24 protein-coding genes are annotated in these 18,918 nt (G+C 28.5%); 20 read left to right on the forward strand and 4 right to left on the reverse strand.

Annotated elements, in window-relative coordinates; translation table 4 throughout:
* Positions 1–4: 4 nt before the first annotated feature.
* The 20 genes from SCHIN_RS00110 (at position 5) to rplA (ending at position 15,258) form a co-directional block, all read left to right on the forward strand.
* Positions 5–1,009 carry a class-II aminoacyl-tRNA synthetase family protein gene (locus tag SCHIN_RS00110; RefSeq protein WP_166507616.1) on the forward strand — a complete coding sequence of 335 codons (1,005 nt, stop codon included), beginning with the start codon at positions 5–7 and terminating at the stop codon, positions 1,007–1,009.
* 54 nt (positions 1,010–1,063) lie between these two features.
* Positions 1,064–1,693 carry an IspD/TarI family cytidylyltransferase gene (locus SCHIN_RS00115; protein ID WP_166507617.1) on the forward strand — a complete coding sequence of 210 codons (630 nt, stop codon included), beginning with the start codon at positions 1,064–1,066 and terminating at the stop codon, positions 1,691–1,693.
* 268 nt (positions 1,694–1,961) lie between these two features.
* Positions 1,962–2,453, forward strand: a complete 492-nt coding sequence (gene rpsF, locus SCHIN_RS00120; protein WP_166507618.1) for a 30S ribosomal protein S6 — start codon at positions 1,962–1,964, stop codon at positions 2,451–2,453.
* A gap of 14 nt (positions 2,454–2,467) precedes the next feature.
* Positions 2,468–2,923, forward strand: a complete 456-nt coding sequence (locus SCHIN_RS00125; protein WP_166507619.1) for a single-stranded DNA-binding protein — start codon at positions 2,468–2,470, stop codon at positions 2,921–2,923.
* 18 nt (positions 2,924–2,941) lie between these two features.
* Positions 2,942–3,163 carry a 30S ribosomal protein S18 gene (gene rpsR / locus SCHIN_RS00130; RefSeq protein WP_166507620.1) on the forward strand — a complete coding sequence of 74 codons (222 nt, stop codon included), beginning with the start codon at positions 2,942–2,944 and terminating at the stop codon, positions 3,161–3,163.
* A gap of 148 nt (positions 3,164–3,311) precedes the next feature.
* Positions 3,312–3,755 (forward strand): 50S ribosomal protein L9, encoded by a 444-nt coding sequence (rplI, locus tag SCHIN_RS00135; protein ID WP_166507621.1) that lies wholly within the window; start codon positions 3,312–3,314, stop codon positions 3,753–3,755.
* Positions 3,756–3,757: 2 nt separating this feature from the next.
* Entirely contained in the window at positions 3,758–5,110 is a 1,353-nt protein-coding gene (dnaB, locus tag SCHIN_RS00140) for a replicative DNA helicase (protein WP_166507622.1), read from the forward strand.
* Between the two features lie 58 nt (positions 5,111–5,168).
* Positions 5,169–6,290 carry a hypothetical protein gene (locus SCHIN_RS00145; protein WP_166507623.1) on the forward strand — a complete coding sequence of 374 codons (1,122 nt, stop codon included), beginning with the start codon at positions 5,169–5,171 and terminating at the stop codon, positions 6,288–6,290.
* 61 nt (positions 6,291–6,351) lie between these two features.
* A complete protein-coding gene (locus tag SCHIN_RS00150; RefSeq protein ID WP_166507596.1) occupies positions 6,352–7,506 on the forward strand; it encodes a hypothetical protein in 1,155 nt (384 codons plus the stop codon).
* A gap of 4 nt (positions 7,507–7,510) precedes the next feature.
* Positions 7,511–8,179, forward strand: a complete 669-nt coding sequence (locus SCHIN_RS00155) for a uracil-DNA glycosylase (protein WP_166507624.1) — start codon at positions 7,511–7,513, stop codon at positions 8,177–8,179.
* Between the two features lie 15 nt (positions 8,180–8,194).
* Positions 8,195–9,109 (forward strand): hypothetical protein, encoded by a 915-nt coding sequence (locus tag SCHIN_RS00160; RefSeq protein WP_166507625.1) that lies wholly within the window; start codon positions 8,195–8,197, stop codon positions 9,107–9,109.
* 15 nt (positions 9,110–9,124) lie between these two features.
* Positions 9,125–10,456, forward strand: a complete 1,332-nt coding sequence (gene cysS / locus SCHIN_RS00165) for a cysteine--tRNA ligase (protein ID WP_166507626.1) — start codon at positions 9,125–9,127, stop codon at positions 10,454–10,456.
* 2 nt (positions 10,457–10,458) lie between these two features.
* Positions 10,459–11,178: a 23S rRNA (guanosine(2251)-2'-O)-methyltransferase RlmB gene (rlmB, locus tag SCHIN_RS00170; protein WP_166507627.1), complete on the forward strand. Its 720-nt coding sequence runs from the start codon at positions 10,459–10,461 to the stop codon at positions 11,176–11,178.
* Positions 11,171–11,776, forward strand: coding sequence for a sigma-70 family RNA polymerase sigma factor (locus SCHIN_RS00175; RefSeq protein ID WP_166507628.1), 606 nt, complete (start codon positions 11,171–11,173; stop codon positions 11,774–11,776). The genes rlmB and SCHIN_RS00175 overlap by 8 nt, the downstream gene beginning before the upstream one ends.
* Before the next feature lie 29 nt (positions 11,777–11,805).
* On the forward strand, positions 11,806–11,964 hold the full coding sequence (rpmG, locus tag SCHIN_RS00180; RefSeq protein ID WP_166507629.1) for a 50S ribosomal protein L33: 159 nt from the start codon (positions 11,806–11,808) through the stop codon (positions 11,962–11,964).
* Between the two features lie 3 nt (positions 11,965–11,967).
* Complete coding sequence (gene secE, locus SCHIN_RS00185; RefSeq protein ID WP_208057188.1) at positions 11,968–12,387, forward strand: preprotein translocase subunit SecE; 420 nt, start codon at positions 11,968–11,970, stop codon at positions 12,385–12,387.
* A gap of 9 nt (positions 12,388–12,396) precedes the next feature.
* Positions 12,397–13,026 (forward strand): transcription termination/antitermination protein NusG, encoded by a 630-nt coding sequence (gene nusG / locus SCHIN_RS00190; RefSeq protein WP_166507630.1) that lies wholly within the window; start codon positions 12,397–12,399, stop codon positions 13,024–13,026.
* 67 nt (positions 13,027–13,093) lie between these two features.
* Positions 13,094–13,606 (forward strand): peptidylprolyl isomerase, encoded by a 513-nt coding sequence (locus SCHIN_RS00195; RefSeq protein WP_166507631.1) that lies wholly within the window; start codon positions 13,094–13,096, stop codon positions 13,604–13,606.
* A gap of 528 nt (positions 13,607–14,134) precedes the next feature.
* On the forward strand, positions 14,135–14,569 hold the full coding sequence (rplK, locus tag SCHIN_RS00200) for a 50S ribosomal protein L11 (protein ID WP_166507632.1): 435 nt from the start codon (positions 14,135–14,137) through the stop codon (positions 14,567–14,569).
* A 2-nt stretch (positions 14,570–14,571) separates the two neighbouring features.
* Positions 14,572–15,258 (forward strand): 50S ribosomal protein L1, encoded by a 687-nt coding sequence (gene rplA, locus SCHIN_RS00205; RefSeq protein ID WP_166507633.1) that lies wholly within the window; start codon positions 14,572–14,574, stop codon positions 15,256–15,258.
* Positions 15,259–15,295: 37 nt separating this feature from the next.
* On the opposite strand, the gene SCHIN_RS00210 is transcribed toward rplA, so the two are convergent.
* From SCHIN_RS00210 to SCHIN_RS00225, 4 genes are all read right to left on the reverse strand, one after another.
* Complete coding sequence (locus tag SCHIN_RS00210) at positions 15,296–16,615, reverse strand: MFS transporter (protein WP_166507634.1); 1,320 nt, start codon at positions 16,613–16,615, stop codon at positions 15,296–15,298.
* A gap of 12 nt (positions 16,616–16,627) precedes the next feature.
* On the reverse strand, positions 16,628–17,638 hold the full coding sequence (locus SCHIN_RS00215) for a hypothetical protein (RefSeq protein WP_166507635.1): 1,011 nt from the start codon (positions 17,636–17,638) through the stop codon (positions 16,628–16,630).
* Between the two features lie 287 nt (positions 17,639–17,925).
* A complete protein-coding gene (locus SCHIN_RS00220; protein ID WP_166507636.1) occupies positions 17,926–18,285 on the reverse strand; it encodes a hypothetical protein in 360 nt (119 codons plus the stop codon).
* 95 nt (positions 18,286–18,380) lie between these two features.
* On the reverse strand, positions 18,381–18,872 hold the full coding sequence (locus SCHIN_RS00225) for a ThiF family adenylyltransferase (protein ID WP_208057189.1): 492 nt from the start codon (positions 18,870–18,872) through the stop codon (positions 18,381–18,383).
* Positions 18,873–18,918 lie beyond the last annotated feature (46 nt).

Below are 18,918 nucleotides of genomic sequence, written 5' to 3' on the forward strand. Positions count from 1 at the left end.
AAAAATGAAATATGGAATCTCACTAGGATACACTTCTAAGTTAAACTTGAAAGAAACAGTTGAAGCAATAAGTGTTACAAAAAATCTTTTAAAAGAATCTTTGAAAAAAAATTTTAACTTAATTGAAGTTGGTTCTTCAATTGTCACAGAGAAAAACATTTGATTAAATGATGACTCTCAACAAACAAGAAGACCGATAGATTTTGATGCACCTTCAAATTTTGAATATGGTGAACTATTACAAACCAATAATAAATGAAGAAGATATTTTTTATACAAAGCAGAAATGTCAGAAAATGATCAAGGAATTTTTACAGACTTTACAACAGTTGCAAGGGATGCAAAAATTAATAATGTAACTTCTTTGACATTTGAAGAATTTGGAATGGAAATTGTAAAGTCTGAATATGATGTTGAAGTTATAAAAGATATTATTGTAAAAATTTTTGAAACAGTAACTCGAGTTGATTATAAAGTTTCTAAAATGTTTGATGTTCTTGAAGATAAACATTTTGGTGAGACATTAACTTTTATTACTTATAAAAAATTAAGAGACTTGTATCCTTTGTTAACTTTCAAAGAAAGGTTAACAAAGTTTGGAAAAGATAACGGAGCTTTTGTTCTACAAAACTTTGTTGAAAAAATGTTTAACCAAAATGATGTTGAACAATTCTCAAGTGACGTTTTTGATTTTGAAACTTATTCAAAAATTTATTACTATAACAAAAGTTGTGAAAAAGTTATGGGACTAGGTTATGTTTCTTTTCAAGTTGATAGAGAAATGTTGAAAAGACAAAACAACATTTTGAAAGAAACTCAAAAAAGTCAAACACAATATAATCACCTTGTAAAATCAAATGAATTACCTTTAACAATTAGTGCAGGAATTTTTATCAACAGAATGCTTATAGGAACTTTAGAAAAACAACATATTGCAGAAGTTCACTCTTCAATATGAGATCAAGAGTTCATAGATTACTGTGAGACCAATAAAATAAAAATACTTTAACAATCACAAAATGTGATTGTTTTTTTATTTATAATCATTAGGTAGGTGGTAAGTATGATAGATGTAATTATTTTGGCAGCAGGAACAAGTCAAAGATTTGGAAGCGACAAACTTTTAGAAATTGTTGAAGGTAAGAAATTATTAACCATGACAATATCTGCTTTCGAAAATACAAAGGAAATAAAAAAATTTATAATAGTGGGAAATAAAAATAATCAAGATTGAATTTTAGATTTCATAAAAGAAAAAGGATATACTTTTGTTCTCGGGGGAGAAACAAGAAGTGAATCTGTTTCTAAAGGTTTGGAAAAAGTAGAATCGGATTTTGTTTTGATTCATGATGGAGCAAGACCATTTGTTTCTACAACTTTAATAAAAAACATTAGTACTGAAATAATGACCAAAGATTTAGATTGTGTAGTTCCTGTTTTAAAAGTTACAAACTGTTTAAAAAATATAAATGGAAAAGTGACAACAGTAGATAGAGATGATTTTGTTATGAGTCAAACGCCACAAGCTTTTAAAACAGTTTCAATAAAAAAAGAATTTGAAAATTTTGATAAAAACTGATTTGATGATTGCCAAGCTTTAGAAGGAAAATCTTATAAAATTCAAACGATCCAGGGAGATTTGAAGAATATAAAAATTACTTATAAAGACGATATTATAAATCTTGCTAGATAAAATTTTAAAATTATATGATATTATTTATTTAACCAATTTATTGGTTAAGCATGAAGCGGCTTCTGTCGTAGTCGGTCTAGGATACGTTCAAAAACTGGCGGAAAAAAAGAGGTAAAACTCTTTTTTTCTTTTTGTTCATAGTTAAAAAAACTTAATTTGTCAATAACTTAATAAAAAAGTTAAAAATAATATATAATTATATTTGCGAGTTAATGTTTATTAACTCCTTGCCTTGAATAAGGCCAAAGACCATAAGGAGAATTTTTATATGATAAGAACATACGAAGTTATGTACATTATTGATCAAGACACTACTGATGTAAAAGCAGTTCAAACAAAATTGAACGATGCTCTTACAGCAAATGGTGGAAAAATTCTAGCTTCAGAAGACTGAGGTTTAAAAGATTTTGCATATGAAATAAACAAAAAGAAAAAAGGTCACTATTCAGTTGTTATTGTTGATACAGATTCAGCAAACATTCTTGAATTCCAACGTATTGCTAAAATTGACAAAAACGTTGTTAGAGAATTAGTAATTAACACTGAAAACGAAAAAAAATATATTCAATCAACTAAGTTATCAAAAACTGACATGTCTAAATTCAAAGAAGAAAAAAGACCACAACGTGGATTCGAAAGAAAACCATACAGAAGAAATGATGACTCAAAACCAGCTGCTGCTCCAAAAGCTGCACCAGCTAGTGATGTAAAAGCAGAAGAAAAAACTACAACAAAAAAAGCTGAAAAACCAGCTGAATAATTTAGGAGGAAAAAATGAACTCAGTTAATTTAATCGGAAGAATAACAAAAGACCCAGAATTAAGAACTTCAAGTGGTGGTAAAAGCTATGTTGCTTTCACTCTTGCTGTTAATGAATTTGGTGGGGGAAACCAATTCACTCAATTTATTCCATGTTTTGCATGAGAAAAAACTGCAGAAAATTTAGCAAAATTTGTAAAAAAAGGAGCTCAAATTTCTGTTGAGGGAAATTTAAATGTTAGACAAGATAACTCAAACGGACAATTTTCAACAGTTGTTACAGTTAGAGCAAACAGAGTTCAATTTTTAGGAGGAACAGGACAAGGACAAAGTGCTGGAGGTTCAAGCAATTTCGCTCAACCTTCAAGTCCTGCTCAATCAAACCAATCTAGTTCAAGCAACTTTGATTTCGACTTAATTGAAGATAGTAAATCTTCAAATGATGACGATTCAATCTTGTGAGAAGACTAATAAGGAGAATCAGAAATTATGAAAAAATTTGTAAGAAGAAAAAAAGTTAATTTCTTTGCTAAAAATAACATTGACTATATTGATTTCAAAGACGTAGATCTATTAAAAAAATTTATTTCAAATAACGGACAAATCTTACCAAGAAGAGCTACAGGAACTTCACCTAAGCACCAAAGAATGCTTTCAACAGCAATCAAAAGAGCTAGAATTATGGGATTATTACCATTCGTAAATCAATAATTTTAAAACTATAAACCCAATTTTGAATAGGGTTTAAATAATCTACATCATTTGGTGTAGATTTTTTTATCTAAAACTTTTATTTTTTTCTTACTCTATTATGGGTAGGTTTTTTTAATAGTTTGTTATAATTAATGGGGTGATATTTATGAAAATGATTCTATTAAAAGACGTAAAAAACTACGGTAAAAAAGATGACATTGTTGAAGTGTCTGATGGATATGCAAGAAACTATCTTATTCCTCAGAAACTTGCAATTGTTGCTACTAAGGATGACGTAAGTCATTTAAGAGTACGTCAAAAAAAAGAAGAACAAGCAACTAAAGAAGATGTTGCAAAAGTTGAGCAATTTAAAAAGCAAATTGAAGATTTAAATATGTCATTTGCTCTCGTTGTTAAAAACGGAAAACCTTTTGGTTCTGTTTCTTTAACTCAAATTTGTGACAGACTTAAAAAAGAATATAACATAGATATAGATAAAAGAAAATTTGAAAAACATGATAATTTAAACAAAGTAGGACTATATTATTTAAAAATCAAATTAGATCATAAGATAGTTGCTACTTTAAAAATTAATATAGAAGGAAAATAATAATGGAAACAGCTATTGATACATCACAAGAATTGGTACTTTTAGATTCAGAAAAAGCTGTTTTGGCAGTTGCTATGCATTCGCCAAAAGCTGGATTTGACATTCTAACTCAACTTCAACCTGAAGATTTTTCGCTTGAATCTCATTCTGTGATTTTTGAAGCAATAAATCAATTAAATCAAAATAGTCAAACCCCAACAATTACAAAGCTTGCAGATTACTTGCAAGAGAAAAAAATGTTGGACAAAATTGGTGGTATAGGTTACCTTTCAGATGTATCAAGTTACTTTTATACAGATGAAGGTTTTGAAGATTATGTACAAATAGTTTTCAAAAATTCAATTGGAAGACAATTGGATAGAGTACTTGTTAACATAAGACAATTGCGTGAAAGCAAAGCACCAATTGAAGAAGTATTTTTAGTTGCTCAACAAAAAATACTTAATATCAAAACAGAAATTAAAATGGATGATGCAGTTGAAGTTAAAAAAACTGTTGTTGAAGTAATTAAAAAAATTGAAGATTTAGAAAAACATGGAGGAATAGTAAATGGTGTTCCTTCTGGATTTACAGATATAGACCAAATAACAAACGGATGACAAAAAGGTGACTTTATTATTTTAGCTGCCAGACCCTCAATGGGTAAAACTGCCTTTGCACTTAACCTAGCAGTTAATGCAGCAGAAAGACAAAAAGGGGTAGCTTTCTTTTCACTAGAGATGCCAAAAGAACAATTAGTACAACGTGTGCTTTCTTCAGTATCTGGAGTTGATTCTGGTGCATTAAGAAATGCTCAAGGTTTATCAACTGAACAATGATCAAGAATAACAAATGGTGGAGAGCAAATCAAAAAAATGAATATTGTAATTGATGATTCACCAGGATTAAATGTTTTACAATTACAGTCAAAATTAAGAAAAATGAAAAGAGACTTTAATATAGAAATTTGTTTTATTGACTACTTACAGTTAATTTCTTCAATAGGAAACAAATTTGATAGTCGTCAAAATGAAGTTGCTGCAATTTCAAGACAACTTAAAAAAATTGCTCGTGAGCTTAATATTCCAATAGTTTGTCTTTCTCAACTTTCACGTAGTGTTGAAAAAAGAGAAGAAAAAACACCTTTAATGTCAGATTTACGTGATTCAGGGGCCATTGAACAAGATGCAGATATCATTATGTTCCTTTATAGAGATGCTTACTATAAAGCAAAAGAATATGACATGGCAGAAGATAATCCAACAGATGAAACTGATGTAATAATTTCAAAACACCGTAATGGTGCTACTGGTGTAGTAAAAGTAAACTTCCTAAGAAATTATGGAAAATTTATTGACCAGTCCAAAAATTCTTAAAATTTTACATAAATAATAATGTAAAATTATTTAGTATATATAGATTGAGGTATAAGATATGAAAAAGCTTTTAGCTAGTTTATCAGCATTTGTAATCGGAACAAGTTCTATAACAAGTGTTGTTGCTTGTTCTGTTCCAACCAAACAAATTGAAGTAACTGTTACAGGAAGTGACGGTACTAAATATGAAACAAAAGATTTTGATAATGATATTGCTACTGGAAAAGTTGCATTAACTTTAACAAAATTACTTGAAGGGATCACATATAGTGATTCTAAATATTCAACAGCTTCAAAAAGAGAACAACAAAGAAAATTTTTAGGAACAAACGGATTGAACTTATCTCTGGATAATGTTTTAAAAGATGAAAACCTAAAAGATAATACTAATGGAGGGTTTGCTAAATCTTATGCAGCTGCAAGAAACACAAACTTTACAAATATCAACATTAACGCTGATGTTGATACTTTTAATAATGGAGATGCTCCTGTATTTTTAGTTAACAGAAATTATAATGATAAAAACGAATTTGTAAGTGACACAATTATTAATGATGATGCAAGTGCATACAAAGGATTAAAAACAGGAAGTTTATTATCTGATTGAAAAAAAGCAATTGGTAAATCAGATGAGGACGCAACCGCTGAATGTGGAGATAACGCAACTTGTAAAGAAGAAGTTCAAAAATTAAAAGCATTAGAATTAAAAGATGTTAAATTACTTGGAAAATATAATTTAAGTAAAGAAGCTGATGGAACATTAGCAGTTGGTGAAAACAACACACCAATTGCAAGTGGTAAAGTAAATGACAAATTCAGATTATATGCTGATGATTCAGGACAAAAAATCCAGTTCACAAATACTTTGGTCTATGCAGAATCTGAAAGTGCAATAAACACTTTAACAATGACATATGATGATCCAGGAAAAGACATGGATAACTATACTATCAAATATGAAGGTATTAATAAAATGGCTTTAGTATTTAGTTTTAGAGGATTGGTTTTATCTTCAAAAACTGATGATAGAAAATATGACCAATACATTTTCTGATATGAGCCAGTAGGATACCAATTTAAAAACGAAATTATACCAAGCACAAATGGGCAAGATGTATTTTCAATGCTTGGAAACGATTTTAAACCTCAAGTAACAATCGACACAGCAAAAGTAGGGTAATTAGGGGGTTTAAAAACTGCCTAAAATATGAGATAATAGTAATAAGAATCGAGGGGCTAGCGTGAATTATTATATTCGTATTGATAACGGAAGTTACCAAATAGTTGACGGTAACACAAACAGAGTGATTGCATCATTTGTAAACGAAATAGACGCTTACAAATTTATGCAATCTCTTTTAGCGTCCGTACAACCACAACAACCGATGTATCCAATGCCAAGTATGAATCCATACATGCCAGCTTACTTCCCACAACAACCAATGATGCCAATGATGCCAATGATGCAACCACAGCAAATGATGCAACAACCAATGATGTCTCAACCTATGGTAAATCAAAATGGACCTGTCATTCCTCATAATGGAGCACAGATGGGACAAACGGGTGGACTTATGAATCAAGGAATGTCATCACTAGGCGGTGCATCTCTTGGGGGTCAAACTTCTACAAAAGATTCAATGAAAAAGAATGTGAGTTTTGATGACACAACGATGTCATTCGATATGAGTGCATTTGAAGAAGATCGACTAGGAGCAATTATTCAGGTTAATCCTCCAATGATCAACAACACTGACGATGATAGTCTTGGTGAAGCTGCAGCTTATTCTAAGCGAAGAAAAATGGACAAAAAGGCGGACAAGAAATCAAAAAAAGAAGAGGGCGAAGCTCTAGTTAGTGTTGAAAACAAAAATATCGAAAGTGAATTAAAAGATACTAGCAAACTATTACAAAACGAAACGATTGCTCAATCAACAAATGTTGTCAATGATTTCGATCTAGATAATATGAGTTCTGTAGTAGAGAGTCACAGTCCTGTGGTCAATGATTGAGCAGGAAATACAAACAATACTTCCAATAGTGATTTAGGAAGTTATGGTAACATGTTAAATGAAAATTTAACCTCTTTAGGTACTACAACGCAAACTCAAAGTACCAAAGAGCAAAGTAAAACACTTGGAGAAAACGATACTATTACTTCAGCATATGAAAATAACTTAATGCCTGAAAATAGAGTTACTTCAAAAAAAGATGACGGACTAATTGATTTAGGACCCATTGATGAAGAAGATGATATCTTTTCAACTCCAAGAATGGATGCACAACAAGATGATTTTGAAGATTTTACATTAACAAATAAAGATAAAAAAACTCTTAAAAAAATTAAAAAAGCTGAAGCTGCGAATAGAAAAAAATACAATAAAATGATACGTTAGTGATATGAAAAGTTTTTTAGACAATTTTAAGCAAGGGTGAAAAACCCTTTTTATTTCGGAAAATATAGATAAAGAAGTTGAAAGCATCTTAGCAAATATCGACAGTTGAGAAAACATTTTTCCTGAAAGAAAAAATGTTTTCAGAATTTTTGAAGAAATTGAACCAGAGCAAGTAAAGGTTGTGATTATTGGACAAGATCCATATCACACCCCCAACATGGCTGATGGTTTAGCATTTAGTGTAAGTAGCAATAACAAAACTCCTGCAAGTTTAAGAAATATTTTTAAAGAACTTGAGAGAGATTTGGGTATCAAACATTATGAAAATACCAATCTAATGGGTTGATTAAAACAAGGAGTTTTGCTAATTAACAGTTCTTTAACTGTTGAAAAGGCAAAACCGGGTTCTCACAGCAAATTAGGGTGAGAACGGGTCGTTGAAAAAGCGTTAAATAATTTAAATTTAGTAAATAAAAATATAATTTATTGTTTATGGGGAAATCACGCAAAAAACTTATATAATAAACTTAATGTTAAAGGTAAGGATGTGATTTTTTCTTCACACCCTTCTCCTTTCAGCTACAAAAAAGGTTTTGAAAACAGTAAACCGTTTTCAAAAATAAATGAAAAATTAGTTGAAAACAATTCAAAACCAATTAATTGAGATTTATAAAAAGGGGAATAAGGAATGCAAAAGTTTGCAGAAACTCTATTACAAGGTAACAATTTAGCATATTTTATGTCAGCTTTTATAGGTATTTTTATCTTTATCTATATTGGTTATAACACCTTGTCTTATAGAATATTAAAAGAAAGATATCACGGTATTCGTTTTACAACAAAAAACATAGCCTATATGACAATGTTTACAGCGGTGAGTGTAAGTGTAACTGTTGTTATTTTATTAACAGCACCAATTACAGTTTTTCCACCAATTAGAATAGCCTTTGAAGGGGTTATGGTAAAAATTACAGGATTTATTTTTGGTCCAATTGTAGGAGTAATAGTAGGTTTAATTACAGAACTTTTAGTTATGATTTTTGTACCTTCATTTATTCACCCTGCATTTATGATCACTATAGTTTTCTATGGTTTTGTTGCAGGAATAGGGTCAAGTTTTTTAAGAATTGGAAAAGGAAATAACTGAATCATTATGACAGTTATTAATACTTTTTTAATTGGTTTTGCTTTTGTTATGACATACATTATTGACTTGGCATCTTTTGAAACAATATCTGTGTTTGGTTTCGAAATGAGCAAACAAGTCTTTAAGTGAGTTTTCATTGGTTCAATTATTGCTTGTGTCTTTGTTGTTTGAACATTGGCATTAGTGACTCTTGCAACTGGAAGAAAAAAGGCTTTAAGCACATTACTACCAATTGTTCTGTTTGCAACAGCATCAGAATATTTAGTTACCTCAATAATTTCTGCATGAGGAGATTATGAGTTTTTAGGATTATCTGGTAACGAAGTTAATACAAATGGTTATATTATTATGTTAATGTCAAGACTAGTACAAGCACCGTTAAAAATCTTGTTTAACACTGCAGTTCTTTACTATACATATAAAGCAGTATCACCATTGGTAAAAAGAGATAGATAGAGACGGTTTAAAAATATGAAGTTATATGATTCTTTAACAACTGAATTAAAAGAAGTTGATGTTCCAAAAGTATGTATTTATACTTGTGGACCAACTGTTTATAACTATATTCATATTGGTAATGCTAGACCCTTACTATTAACTGATGTTATAGTAAGGTATTTAGAATTTAGAAATATCAAATATAAATACCTCTTAAATATCACAGATATTGATGACAAGATCATTGATAAAGCTGTAGAACAAAACATACCAGAAGAAATACTTACCCAAAAATTTACACAAGCATTTTTAGATGATTTAAATAATTTAAATATTCAAAGACCAACCCAAACCATTCCAATATCTGAAAAAATAAATGAAATCATAGATTTCATTGACGAATTAATAGGAAAAGGATTTGCCTATGAAGTTGATGGTAATGTATATTTTGATGTACAAGCAACTAAGGGTAAATATGGAAACCTGTCAAAACAAAAACTAGAAGAGTTAGAAATTGGAAGTAGAGTAGAAGAAGACGGTAACAAGAAAAGTCCTTTTGATTTTGTTTTATGAAAGAAAACAGAAAAAGGGAAAAAATGACTATCAAAATGAAGTCTGGGAAGACCTGGATGACATACTGAATGTGCTGTTATGATAGATTCTTACTTTAAAGATAGTATTGATATTCACTTAGGGGGAATAGATTTAAAATTCCCACATCATGAAAACGAAAGAATTCAATATGTTGCAAAAAACAACAAGGAAATCTCAAATGTTTGAATGCATAATGGTCACTTAGCAGTAGATAATATAAAAATGTCTAAATCTTTAAACAATACAATATTGGTTAAAGATTTTATAAATGATTATGGTTCTAACGAACTAAGATTTATATTTTTAAACTCTGGATATAGACAACCTTTAAATATCTCTGGAGAATTAATTTCTCAAGCAATCGATTGAAAAAATAAAGTACAAAACATTTTAACCTTAATTAATTGATCATTGGCGGTGGGTGAAATTACAAACAGCAACCAAACCCCAATTGATGAAGATTTTAACTCGTATAAATATATGTCAAAATTCTGTTGTTATATGGAAGATGATATAAATACACCAATGGCAATAACTTTAATTGACGAAATGGTTAAAAATCTAAACAAACAAGTTAGAGAAAAAGTGATAGACCAAACTTATAATAAGTTAATTTGTATTTTACAAACACTTGGTTTTGTATTTGAAACAAAAAAAATTGAAGGTCAAAATTTAGATGATCTTAAAGCTTGAAGAAAAGCTGTTGTTGCAAAAGATTTTGCAATAGCAGATGAACTTAGAGATAAATTGAAAGTAGAAAAAATTATATAATTATGAAAAATTTTATTTATGGTAAAAAACCTGTTCAAAATACAATTGTAAATTTTACAAACCTAATAAAACATATTTATGTTTTAAAAGGATTTTCTTTTGACCGGGATGTATATAAAGTAATAAAAGAAAAAAATATATCTTGAAGTTCTTTGGATAAAGAAAAGTTTAACAACTTAATCCACGAAAAAGTAAATCACCAAGGTATCATAGCTGATATGAAAGAATACAATTATAGAAGTATGAAAGATATAATTGGAAATGAACAAGAACAAACTATTTTGGTTTTAGATAGAATTCAAGACCCAAATAACTTTGGTTCAATTATCAGAAGTGCTGTACTTTTTGGTGTTAAAGGAATCGTAATTTTGGATCATAATCAAGTAGATGTAACTCCAGCTGTTATAAAATCTTCAGCAGGAACAATTTACAACATACCAATTGTAAAAGTATCAAACCTAAGTAATGCAATTAACATGTTAAAAGAAAAAGGGTATTGAATATATTGTTCATACCTATCTGATACATCAACTGACATTAGAAATATTAAATTTGATAAAAAATCCGTAATAATTATGGGAAGTGAAGGAGATGGTGTAATGAAAAAAATTGCAAATCAGTCTGACTTCTGCTTTAGTATTCCAACAAACAAAGCTATAGATTCTTTAAATGTATCTGTAGCTGCAGGTATCATATTATTTACTAAAAACTTAAGTGCTTAATATTAATCAAACCATCAAGGTTCTTGTAAATACACAATTTCCAAATCTTGATTCTGAAGCTTTAGATTATTTGACGTATAGTATACGTGCAAATATGCTAAAGTTTGCAACTTACAATAAACAAACAATTTGTGAACCAGATGAACTTTTAACTACGGCTTATTTAGCATTAGTTGAAGTTAAAGAAAAGTTCACCGAACAAAGAGGTATTAAGTTTGAAAACTATGCCATGTTTATTGTTAGAAAAAGAATGTTAGATTACGTTAGAAAATTGGCTAGACAATATAAACTAGAATTTGTTTCACAAATAAGTTACTTTGGTGAAGAATTAAATTCTTACTCTATGGGTCTAGAGTCAAAAGCATATAATGATTACATAACAATGCAAAGAACAATTTTAATTGATAATTCTTTTAAGGAACACATAGCAAATGCTAAAAGTGAACTTGAAAGAAAAGCATTAATTTACTTCCAAGAAGGAAGAAGTAAGAAAGAAATATGCGATAAATTAGATATTACAAGAAGAGAACTTGAAAAAATACTATTAAAGTTAAAAAATTTCCTAAGTAGTTTATTTAATGGGCCAAGTAATATATAATTATTTGGTAAGAAAAGAGTTGTAAAACAATGTCACAAAGTAAAAAGAAAATAATCCTAGTATGTGAGGATTGCTTATCTAGGAATTACAGTATAACAAAAAGTACTCTTTCTCAAAGAGAAAGATTAGTTATTAAAAAATTCTGTAGTAATTGCAATGCGCACACTACTCATAAGGAGACAAGATAAAAAATGAGCGAAAAGAATAAAAATGAATTAGCTGAACAAAAAGCCAAAGCTAAACTAGATAAGTTAAAGCAAAAAGAAGAAGCTAAAAGAATAAAGAAAGAACAAAAATCTGCACAAAAAGAACAAATGCAGGAATTGTATAAACAACTCGATGGTGATAAAAATTTAACTAAAGAAGAAAAAATTAAAAAAGCTAAAGATGTAAAGATTAAAAAACACAAAGAAAAAATAAACTATAAACTTGCCTTAAAAGAAGCACCAATTAAAATGCTTAAAGAAATTAACAAAATTAAATGAAGTGATCGTAAAAATTTAGGTCAAAAATTCAGTTGAGTTATTGTATTTCTTATAGTATTTGGTATATTCTTTTATGCAGTCGATACTGCATTGCAGTATCTATTTACATTGGCAAAAATCATATAGGAGGTTATTATGGAAGACAATTTAAATTATTTAGAAGAAGAACTTGGTTCTTATAAAGGTCAGTGATTTGTAATCAACTGTAACAGTGGTCATGAAGAAAGAGTTAGAGCAGATTTACTTCAAAAAGTAGAATCTTCAAACCTTGAAGATAGAATCTTTGACATTAGAATTTCAAAAGGACCTGTTGTTGGAAAAAACAACAAAGTTACAGATAAAAACAAATACCCAGGATATATTTTTATAAACTTGTTAATGACAGATGAAACATGATTTATCGTTAGAAATACTCCAGGAGTAACTGGATTTATTGGATCATCTGGAAAAGGTGCAAAACCTTTCCCATTAACAAGTGAAGAAGTAGCTAAAATGCTTGCATCAAACGAATCAAGTCAAGATAAAAAATCTGCTTCAAAAAATTCTGGTCAAGCACAACCTAAAAAAGAAAAAGTACTTCACACAGCTGACTTCAAAGTCAAAGAAGTTGTACTTGTTAAAGATGGACCATTTGCAGGAACTGAAGGACAAGTAACAGAAATGGATTTTGAAAAAGGAGTGGCTGTTGTAAATATTGAAGTGTTCGGAAGAATGACCCCAACAGAATTTCAATTCAAAAGTCTTGAATTAGCTTATAAACTTTAATTATCAATAACATATCTTAGGATATGTTTTTTTATTGTATTATATTAATTAGTAGGAGGTATCAATTATGAATACAATCAAAATTAAATTTATTCTTGAGGATGGAAGAGAAATGAAAGCAGATTTATATCCTGATTTAGCACCAATTAGTGTTGAAAATTTCGTAAACTTAATAAAAGATAAATATTTCGATGGTCTTATTTTCCACAGAGTAATTAAAGGATTTATGATCCAAGGTGGTGGAATGACTTTGGATATGAATGAAAAAGGTGGATTACAAGAAATTAAAGGTGAGTTTTCAATCAATGGTTGAAACAAAAATGCAATGGAATTAAGTCATGTTCCAGGAGTTCTTTCAATGGCAAGAACTAATGTTCCAGATAGTGCAACAAGTCAATTCTTTATTGTAACTGGAGATGCTAAATTCTTAGATGGACAATATGCTTCATTTGGAAAATTAAGTGATCAAGCTAGTTTAGATGTTGCTCTTGCAATTGAAAACGTTGAAACTACATCAAAAGGTTTCCACGATGACGTACCAGTAGAGCCAATTATCATTAAAACTGTAGAATTAATCTAAATACCTGTAAGGGTATTTTTCTATTTTTTTGAAAAAAATAAAACTTTTTGGAAATTTTTTAATTTTTTAGTTATAATAATAGTGGGTTATCCCAATACTTGAATGAGAATGAGTAGAAAAAGTTTACGGTTATATTTAAAAAATATATTGAACAAAAAGGATGAAAACTAGCTGAAGCGAAAGCAACATCTGTTGTGAATAATTTCAATTACACAGATTTATTAAAACTAAATTACATGTTTCTAATTGTTGTAGTTCTCCTAACTAGATAATTATGATCTGTGTATAGAGTTTCACCCTATAGCAAAGCTTTTGTAAAGTCTTCCCAATGCTTTTACAAAAGAATTTGCTAATAGATAATCCAGACAAAAGCACGAAAGTGCTTTTGTTTTTCTTATTAAAGTAAAAAAGTATGAAAAAATTCATACTTCTTGTGTTATTATTATTTATGGCAGATTTTAATTGTGGAAGTAAGAACAAGAATTGTTCGTACGTTAGTACCACAGCGAAAACAGGGAGGTGTTGTTCGTGGCAAAGAAAATCACACGTATAGCAAAATTAGAATTTATGGCAATGCAAGCAAAACCAGGTGCAGAATTAGCTTCACTTGGAATTAACATGCCTCAATTCACACAACAATTTAATGATGCCACTAAAGACAGAGCAGGAGAAGTTGTGCCAGTAGTTATTACTGCATATGATGATAAATCATTTGATTTCATCTTAAAAACAGCTCCAGCAGCATTTATGTTAAAAAAAGCAGCGGGAATTCAAAAAGGAGCATCAAAAACTGGGACAGAAACAGTTGCAACTTTAACTGCAGACGATATTAAAAAAATCGCAGAATACAAAATGAAAGACTTAAATGCAAATACAATTGAAGCAGCAATGAGAATTATCGAAGGTTCAGCAAGAAACATGGGTATCAAAGTAACAGGTATGCCTGAAAAAGGGGATAAATAGTTATGCCAAAATTAAGTAAAAAATTAACTGCAGTTAACGCTAAAGTTGACAAAACTAAATTATACCCAATTGCTGAAGCTATTAAATTAGCAAAAGAAACTTCAATTACAAAATTTGATTCTACAGTAGAAGTTGCTTTCAACTTAAACGTAGATCCAAGACATGCTGACCAACAAATTAGAGGGGCTCTTGTTTTACCAGGAGGAACTGGAAAATCACAAAAAGTTTTAGTTCTTACAAAAACAAAAGCTAAAGATGCTGAAGAAGCAGGAGCAGATTTTGTTGGAGCAGAAGAATTAATCCAAAAAATCCAAAAAGAAAACTGATTTGATTTTGACGTAATTGTAGCTACACCAGAAATGATGGCTGAATTAGGAAAAATCGGGAAAGTTTTAGGACCAAAAGGATTAATGCCTAACCCAAAAACTGGAACAGTTACTATGGATGTTAAAAAAGCTTTAGAAGAAATTAAAAAAGGTAAAGTTGAATACAGAACTGATAAAGAAGGAAATATTCACTCAATCTTAGGAAAAGTTTCATTTAAAGAAGAAGATTTAATGAAAAACTATGCAGCATTATTTGATGTAATCAGAAAAGCAAAACCTGCAGCTGTAAAAGGAACTTACATTAAAAACATTTCAGTAACAACAACAATGGGTCCTGGAATCAAAGTTCTAATCGAAAACTAGAAACAAAAAACTACTTTTAAAAGTAGTTTTTTTTATTTTAAATTTCTTCTTGTTCTTCTGCTAGTAATTTTGTTTTCTCTAATAGACTTAAACTTTCTTCTATTGAAGAAAGTTTTTTTACCATTTTTTTTGAATTTAACTTTCCATATTTTTCTTTTAATAAAAGAAGACCTTTTATTTTTTGATCGATATCTTTAGAACATTTTACTAGGTAAATCAAATATAAAAATGTTGCAAGAGAAAATGAAATAATCAGAAAAATAAATATAGAACTTTGAACTATTTTAAAATCTTTATAAATCAAAAACAAAATTTGAAAACCTATCATCAACATGGAAGATACACCACTCATTATGGAAATAAAACTTGCTCTAATTGAACTTAAAATAAGTTCATTAACCTTATTCATTAGATGTACATAAAATAATATCAAGGTTGTGTTTAATGTAACAAAAATTACAACAAAAAAATAAATGTTTTTAGTTGTAAAGAAAGATATCAAAACTAAAGAAACTAAAATAAAAATTGACGTCAATTTATATCAATTCAATTTTTTGATAAAGGAAAGAAATAGTAACACACCTCCACCAAAGGCACTTGTAAATGCATAAATCAAACTTATACTTAAAGGAGTTTGAGAAAGGTTTTCAAAAATTACTTGTCCGTAAATAAACATAATAGAAACTGAAGACTGTAATAAAGCAAAAATAGAAATAAAGTAATATAATTCTTTTTTATGTTTAAATTCAAGTTTCAATTCCTTAAAAATTTTGATCTCATTTTTTTCTAAATATTTAGTGTGCTTATCTTTAATTGCGAATAAAACTAAAAGCGTGATCACATGTGAAGAACAAGTGAATATAAATATTCATTTTCAATTCAACAATCATACTAATTGACCTCCCAAAGAATCTGCTAAAAACATTGAGCAAATTGAAACTACATGAATTATTGAACTTAATTTAATATATTTCTTTTTGTTTTCTTTGTCTAAGTTATCATAAAGCAAAGCTTCACTTGTACCTGAAGCAAGAGCTAATGAAAACGCATAAATTAAGAAAGCAATAAAAAGTAAAATAATTTTAAATGCAAATATCATTAACAAAGCATATGTGAATATTCCAATATTTGCAATGATTAACATTTTCTTTCTTCCAAATTTATCTGCAAGAATTCCAGATAAATATTCACTGAACAATAAGGCGACAGAGAAAGTAATTTGTAAAGTAGCAATTTGAGATAAAGAGTATCCTAGATTTGTTAAATAAATCATTCACAAAGAATTTTCAAACATAAGAGTAACAAAAAATGTGTAAAAACAAATCTTAATAAAAAATACTTTTTGTTGTTTTTTCATCTTTTCACTTCCTTACTGTCATCAATTATCTTTAAATCTATAAAAATCATTCTCATCTATATAGAAAAAAGTATTAATAGAGCTGTTTGTTAAATAGATATGCCTTAGGTTACCATAAACTAAAATATTGGTGTTGCTATTTATATATTTTAGAACCGACTCTCTATTATTTTCTTGTAAATAATATTGTCGATTTAAAAAATTAATTAATTTTTTTCTATTTGTCATTCCTCGTACCATACTTATAAAAATTTTACAAAAGGTGTAGTAATCATTAGTAATAGGTTTAAAAATTTTATATTTGATATCGTAATTGTCTTTATAAATTTCCTTTAAATAATCCGTCATACTAAATTCAAAAATTTTATATTTTATCGAGTTAGACTCGAGAAACTGTATAAGTGTTGTGATGTTTTTCTTGTTTGGAAAATAACCGGGCAATAAAATATTCACACTTTTTTTTGAATTAATTTTTTTTTCAATACTTCGATTTTCAAAGAGTAAAGAAGATTCGAAAACTTTAAAATAATTTTTATGAAAGTTTTTAAAAGTATTGTAATTTTTTAGAAGATGTAGTTTGAAAGCTTCCTTTAAATTGTTATCCTTAAATTCATAGCACATATATAGCCCGGAACTCTTCTCAAATACCCTGTCTATTATTTCTTTACGACTCAAGAGGGAGTACTTAAAAAAGAGTGAATTTGTTATAACATTACATTTAAGTTTATAAAATTTTTTTAAAACGAGATTTATTTTACTTACTTTTATGAATATAAGTTTTTTGATCTTACGATTTTTTATTATAGGTTTTAATACAATTTTTTTTCTTGTGTGTTTCTCTACGGTAAAATCACCATTGGTCAAATTTTTATTTTGAACCTTAAATGGGCTAAAGTAAATGGAAGACAAAACTTCTTGAGCAGTTTTTCAATCATCAACATAAATTTCCATTTCGTTTTTTTTAAAATAAATTTGTATTTCATCTAGTTCTATTTTGTCTTCAAAATATTCTCTAACACCCAATATAAAACCCAAAGAAGCAGCAGCTGGAGTTTTGTTTTTTTAAGTGATAAATTAATGAATTATACACATCTCTCAGCTCAATTTTTAAACCATTAGACCATTTTTGAGCTCTAATTTTCAAAATGAGTTTGTTCTTCTGAATTAAATGCGAACATATCGAACCAGAATTATTAAAGTCAATTATGGGTTGATATAAGAAACCGAGTATATAGTTTTGGTTATAGTCTCTACATCCAATTAAATCTATGGTTTTTGGTATATCTTCAAGGAATATATAAATATTCCTACTATCGTCTTTTAATTTCATAATTTAAAAAACTAATTTCCTTTCCAATATAGAGATTATTATTTTTTCTTAAAAAATAGTTCATAACATCATTAGACAAAACCGCACCTATTATTAAATTTGTTGTTGAGGAAGAACCTTCAATTTTTAAATTATTACTTTCAGTTTTGCTTTTTGGAAAACTATAATTTTTATTGTTGTATTTATCAATAATAGGGCCTCATCAACCAGATTCTATTCCAACAGCTGCAGTTATATATGGTATTTTAGTTTCTCTTGAACATCTACTAGTTAATTCCAAAATTTTTTCTTTTGGTTGATCTGCACAATTTATAAAAAATGAAGGATTTTCGTTAATCAAAATTTTTTTGAGTTCCACTGTAGAATATATAAATTTGTTTATAATTTTTATACTAACATCTTCGTATTCCTGGTCTATCAAAGTTTTTAAATAATTTACTTTATAATTATTTGTTCTTTTATAACTAAAAAAAGTTGTCTATTTAAATTTGAGATTTCTATTTTATCCCCATCGATCAATATAAATTTTTTAAATCCCGCTCTTAACATGCAATCCAGAACAACAGTGCCTAATCCTCCGCAACCTAAAATTAAAATTATTTCGTTTTCGATACTAGTAATAAATTCATTTATAGAATAATTATCCCTGATTGCTTCCTGAAAGAAAGGGTAATTTTTTTCATACCTTGCATTTAAATGAATGGGTTCCTCTAGTTCTAAAATAAGATTTTTATTTTTTAAAAAGTTAAAAAGGGATGGATCTAGTTCGCTTTCTTGAAAACTGGGTTTATCTTGTACTTTCTTTATTTCTCATTCAAAATTACCCTCCTTGTCCTGAAGGGTAATTTTTTTGGTAAGATGCTGAAATACTATACTATTGATATCTTTATTGATTACTACCATTTTTTTGAATATTCATCTTTTCATAAAACTCCTCAACTTAAAAAACAAACGACTTATGTCGTTTGAAAAT

The sequence above is a fragment of the Spiroplasma chinense genome (genome assembly GCF_008086545.1).
Taxonomy (GTDB): domain Bacteria; phylum Bacillota_I; class Bacilli_A; order Mycoplasmatales; family Mycoplasmataceae; genus Spiroplasma_A; species Spiroplasma_A chinense.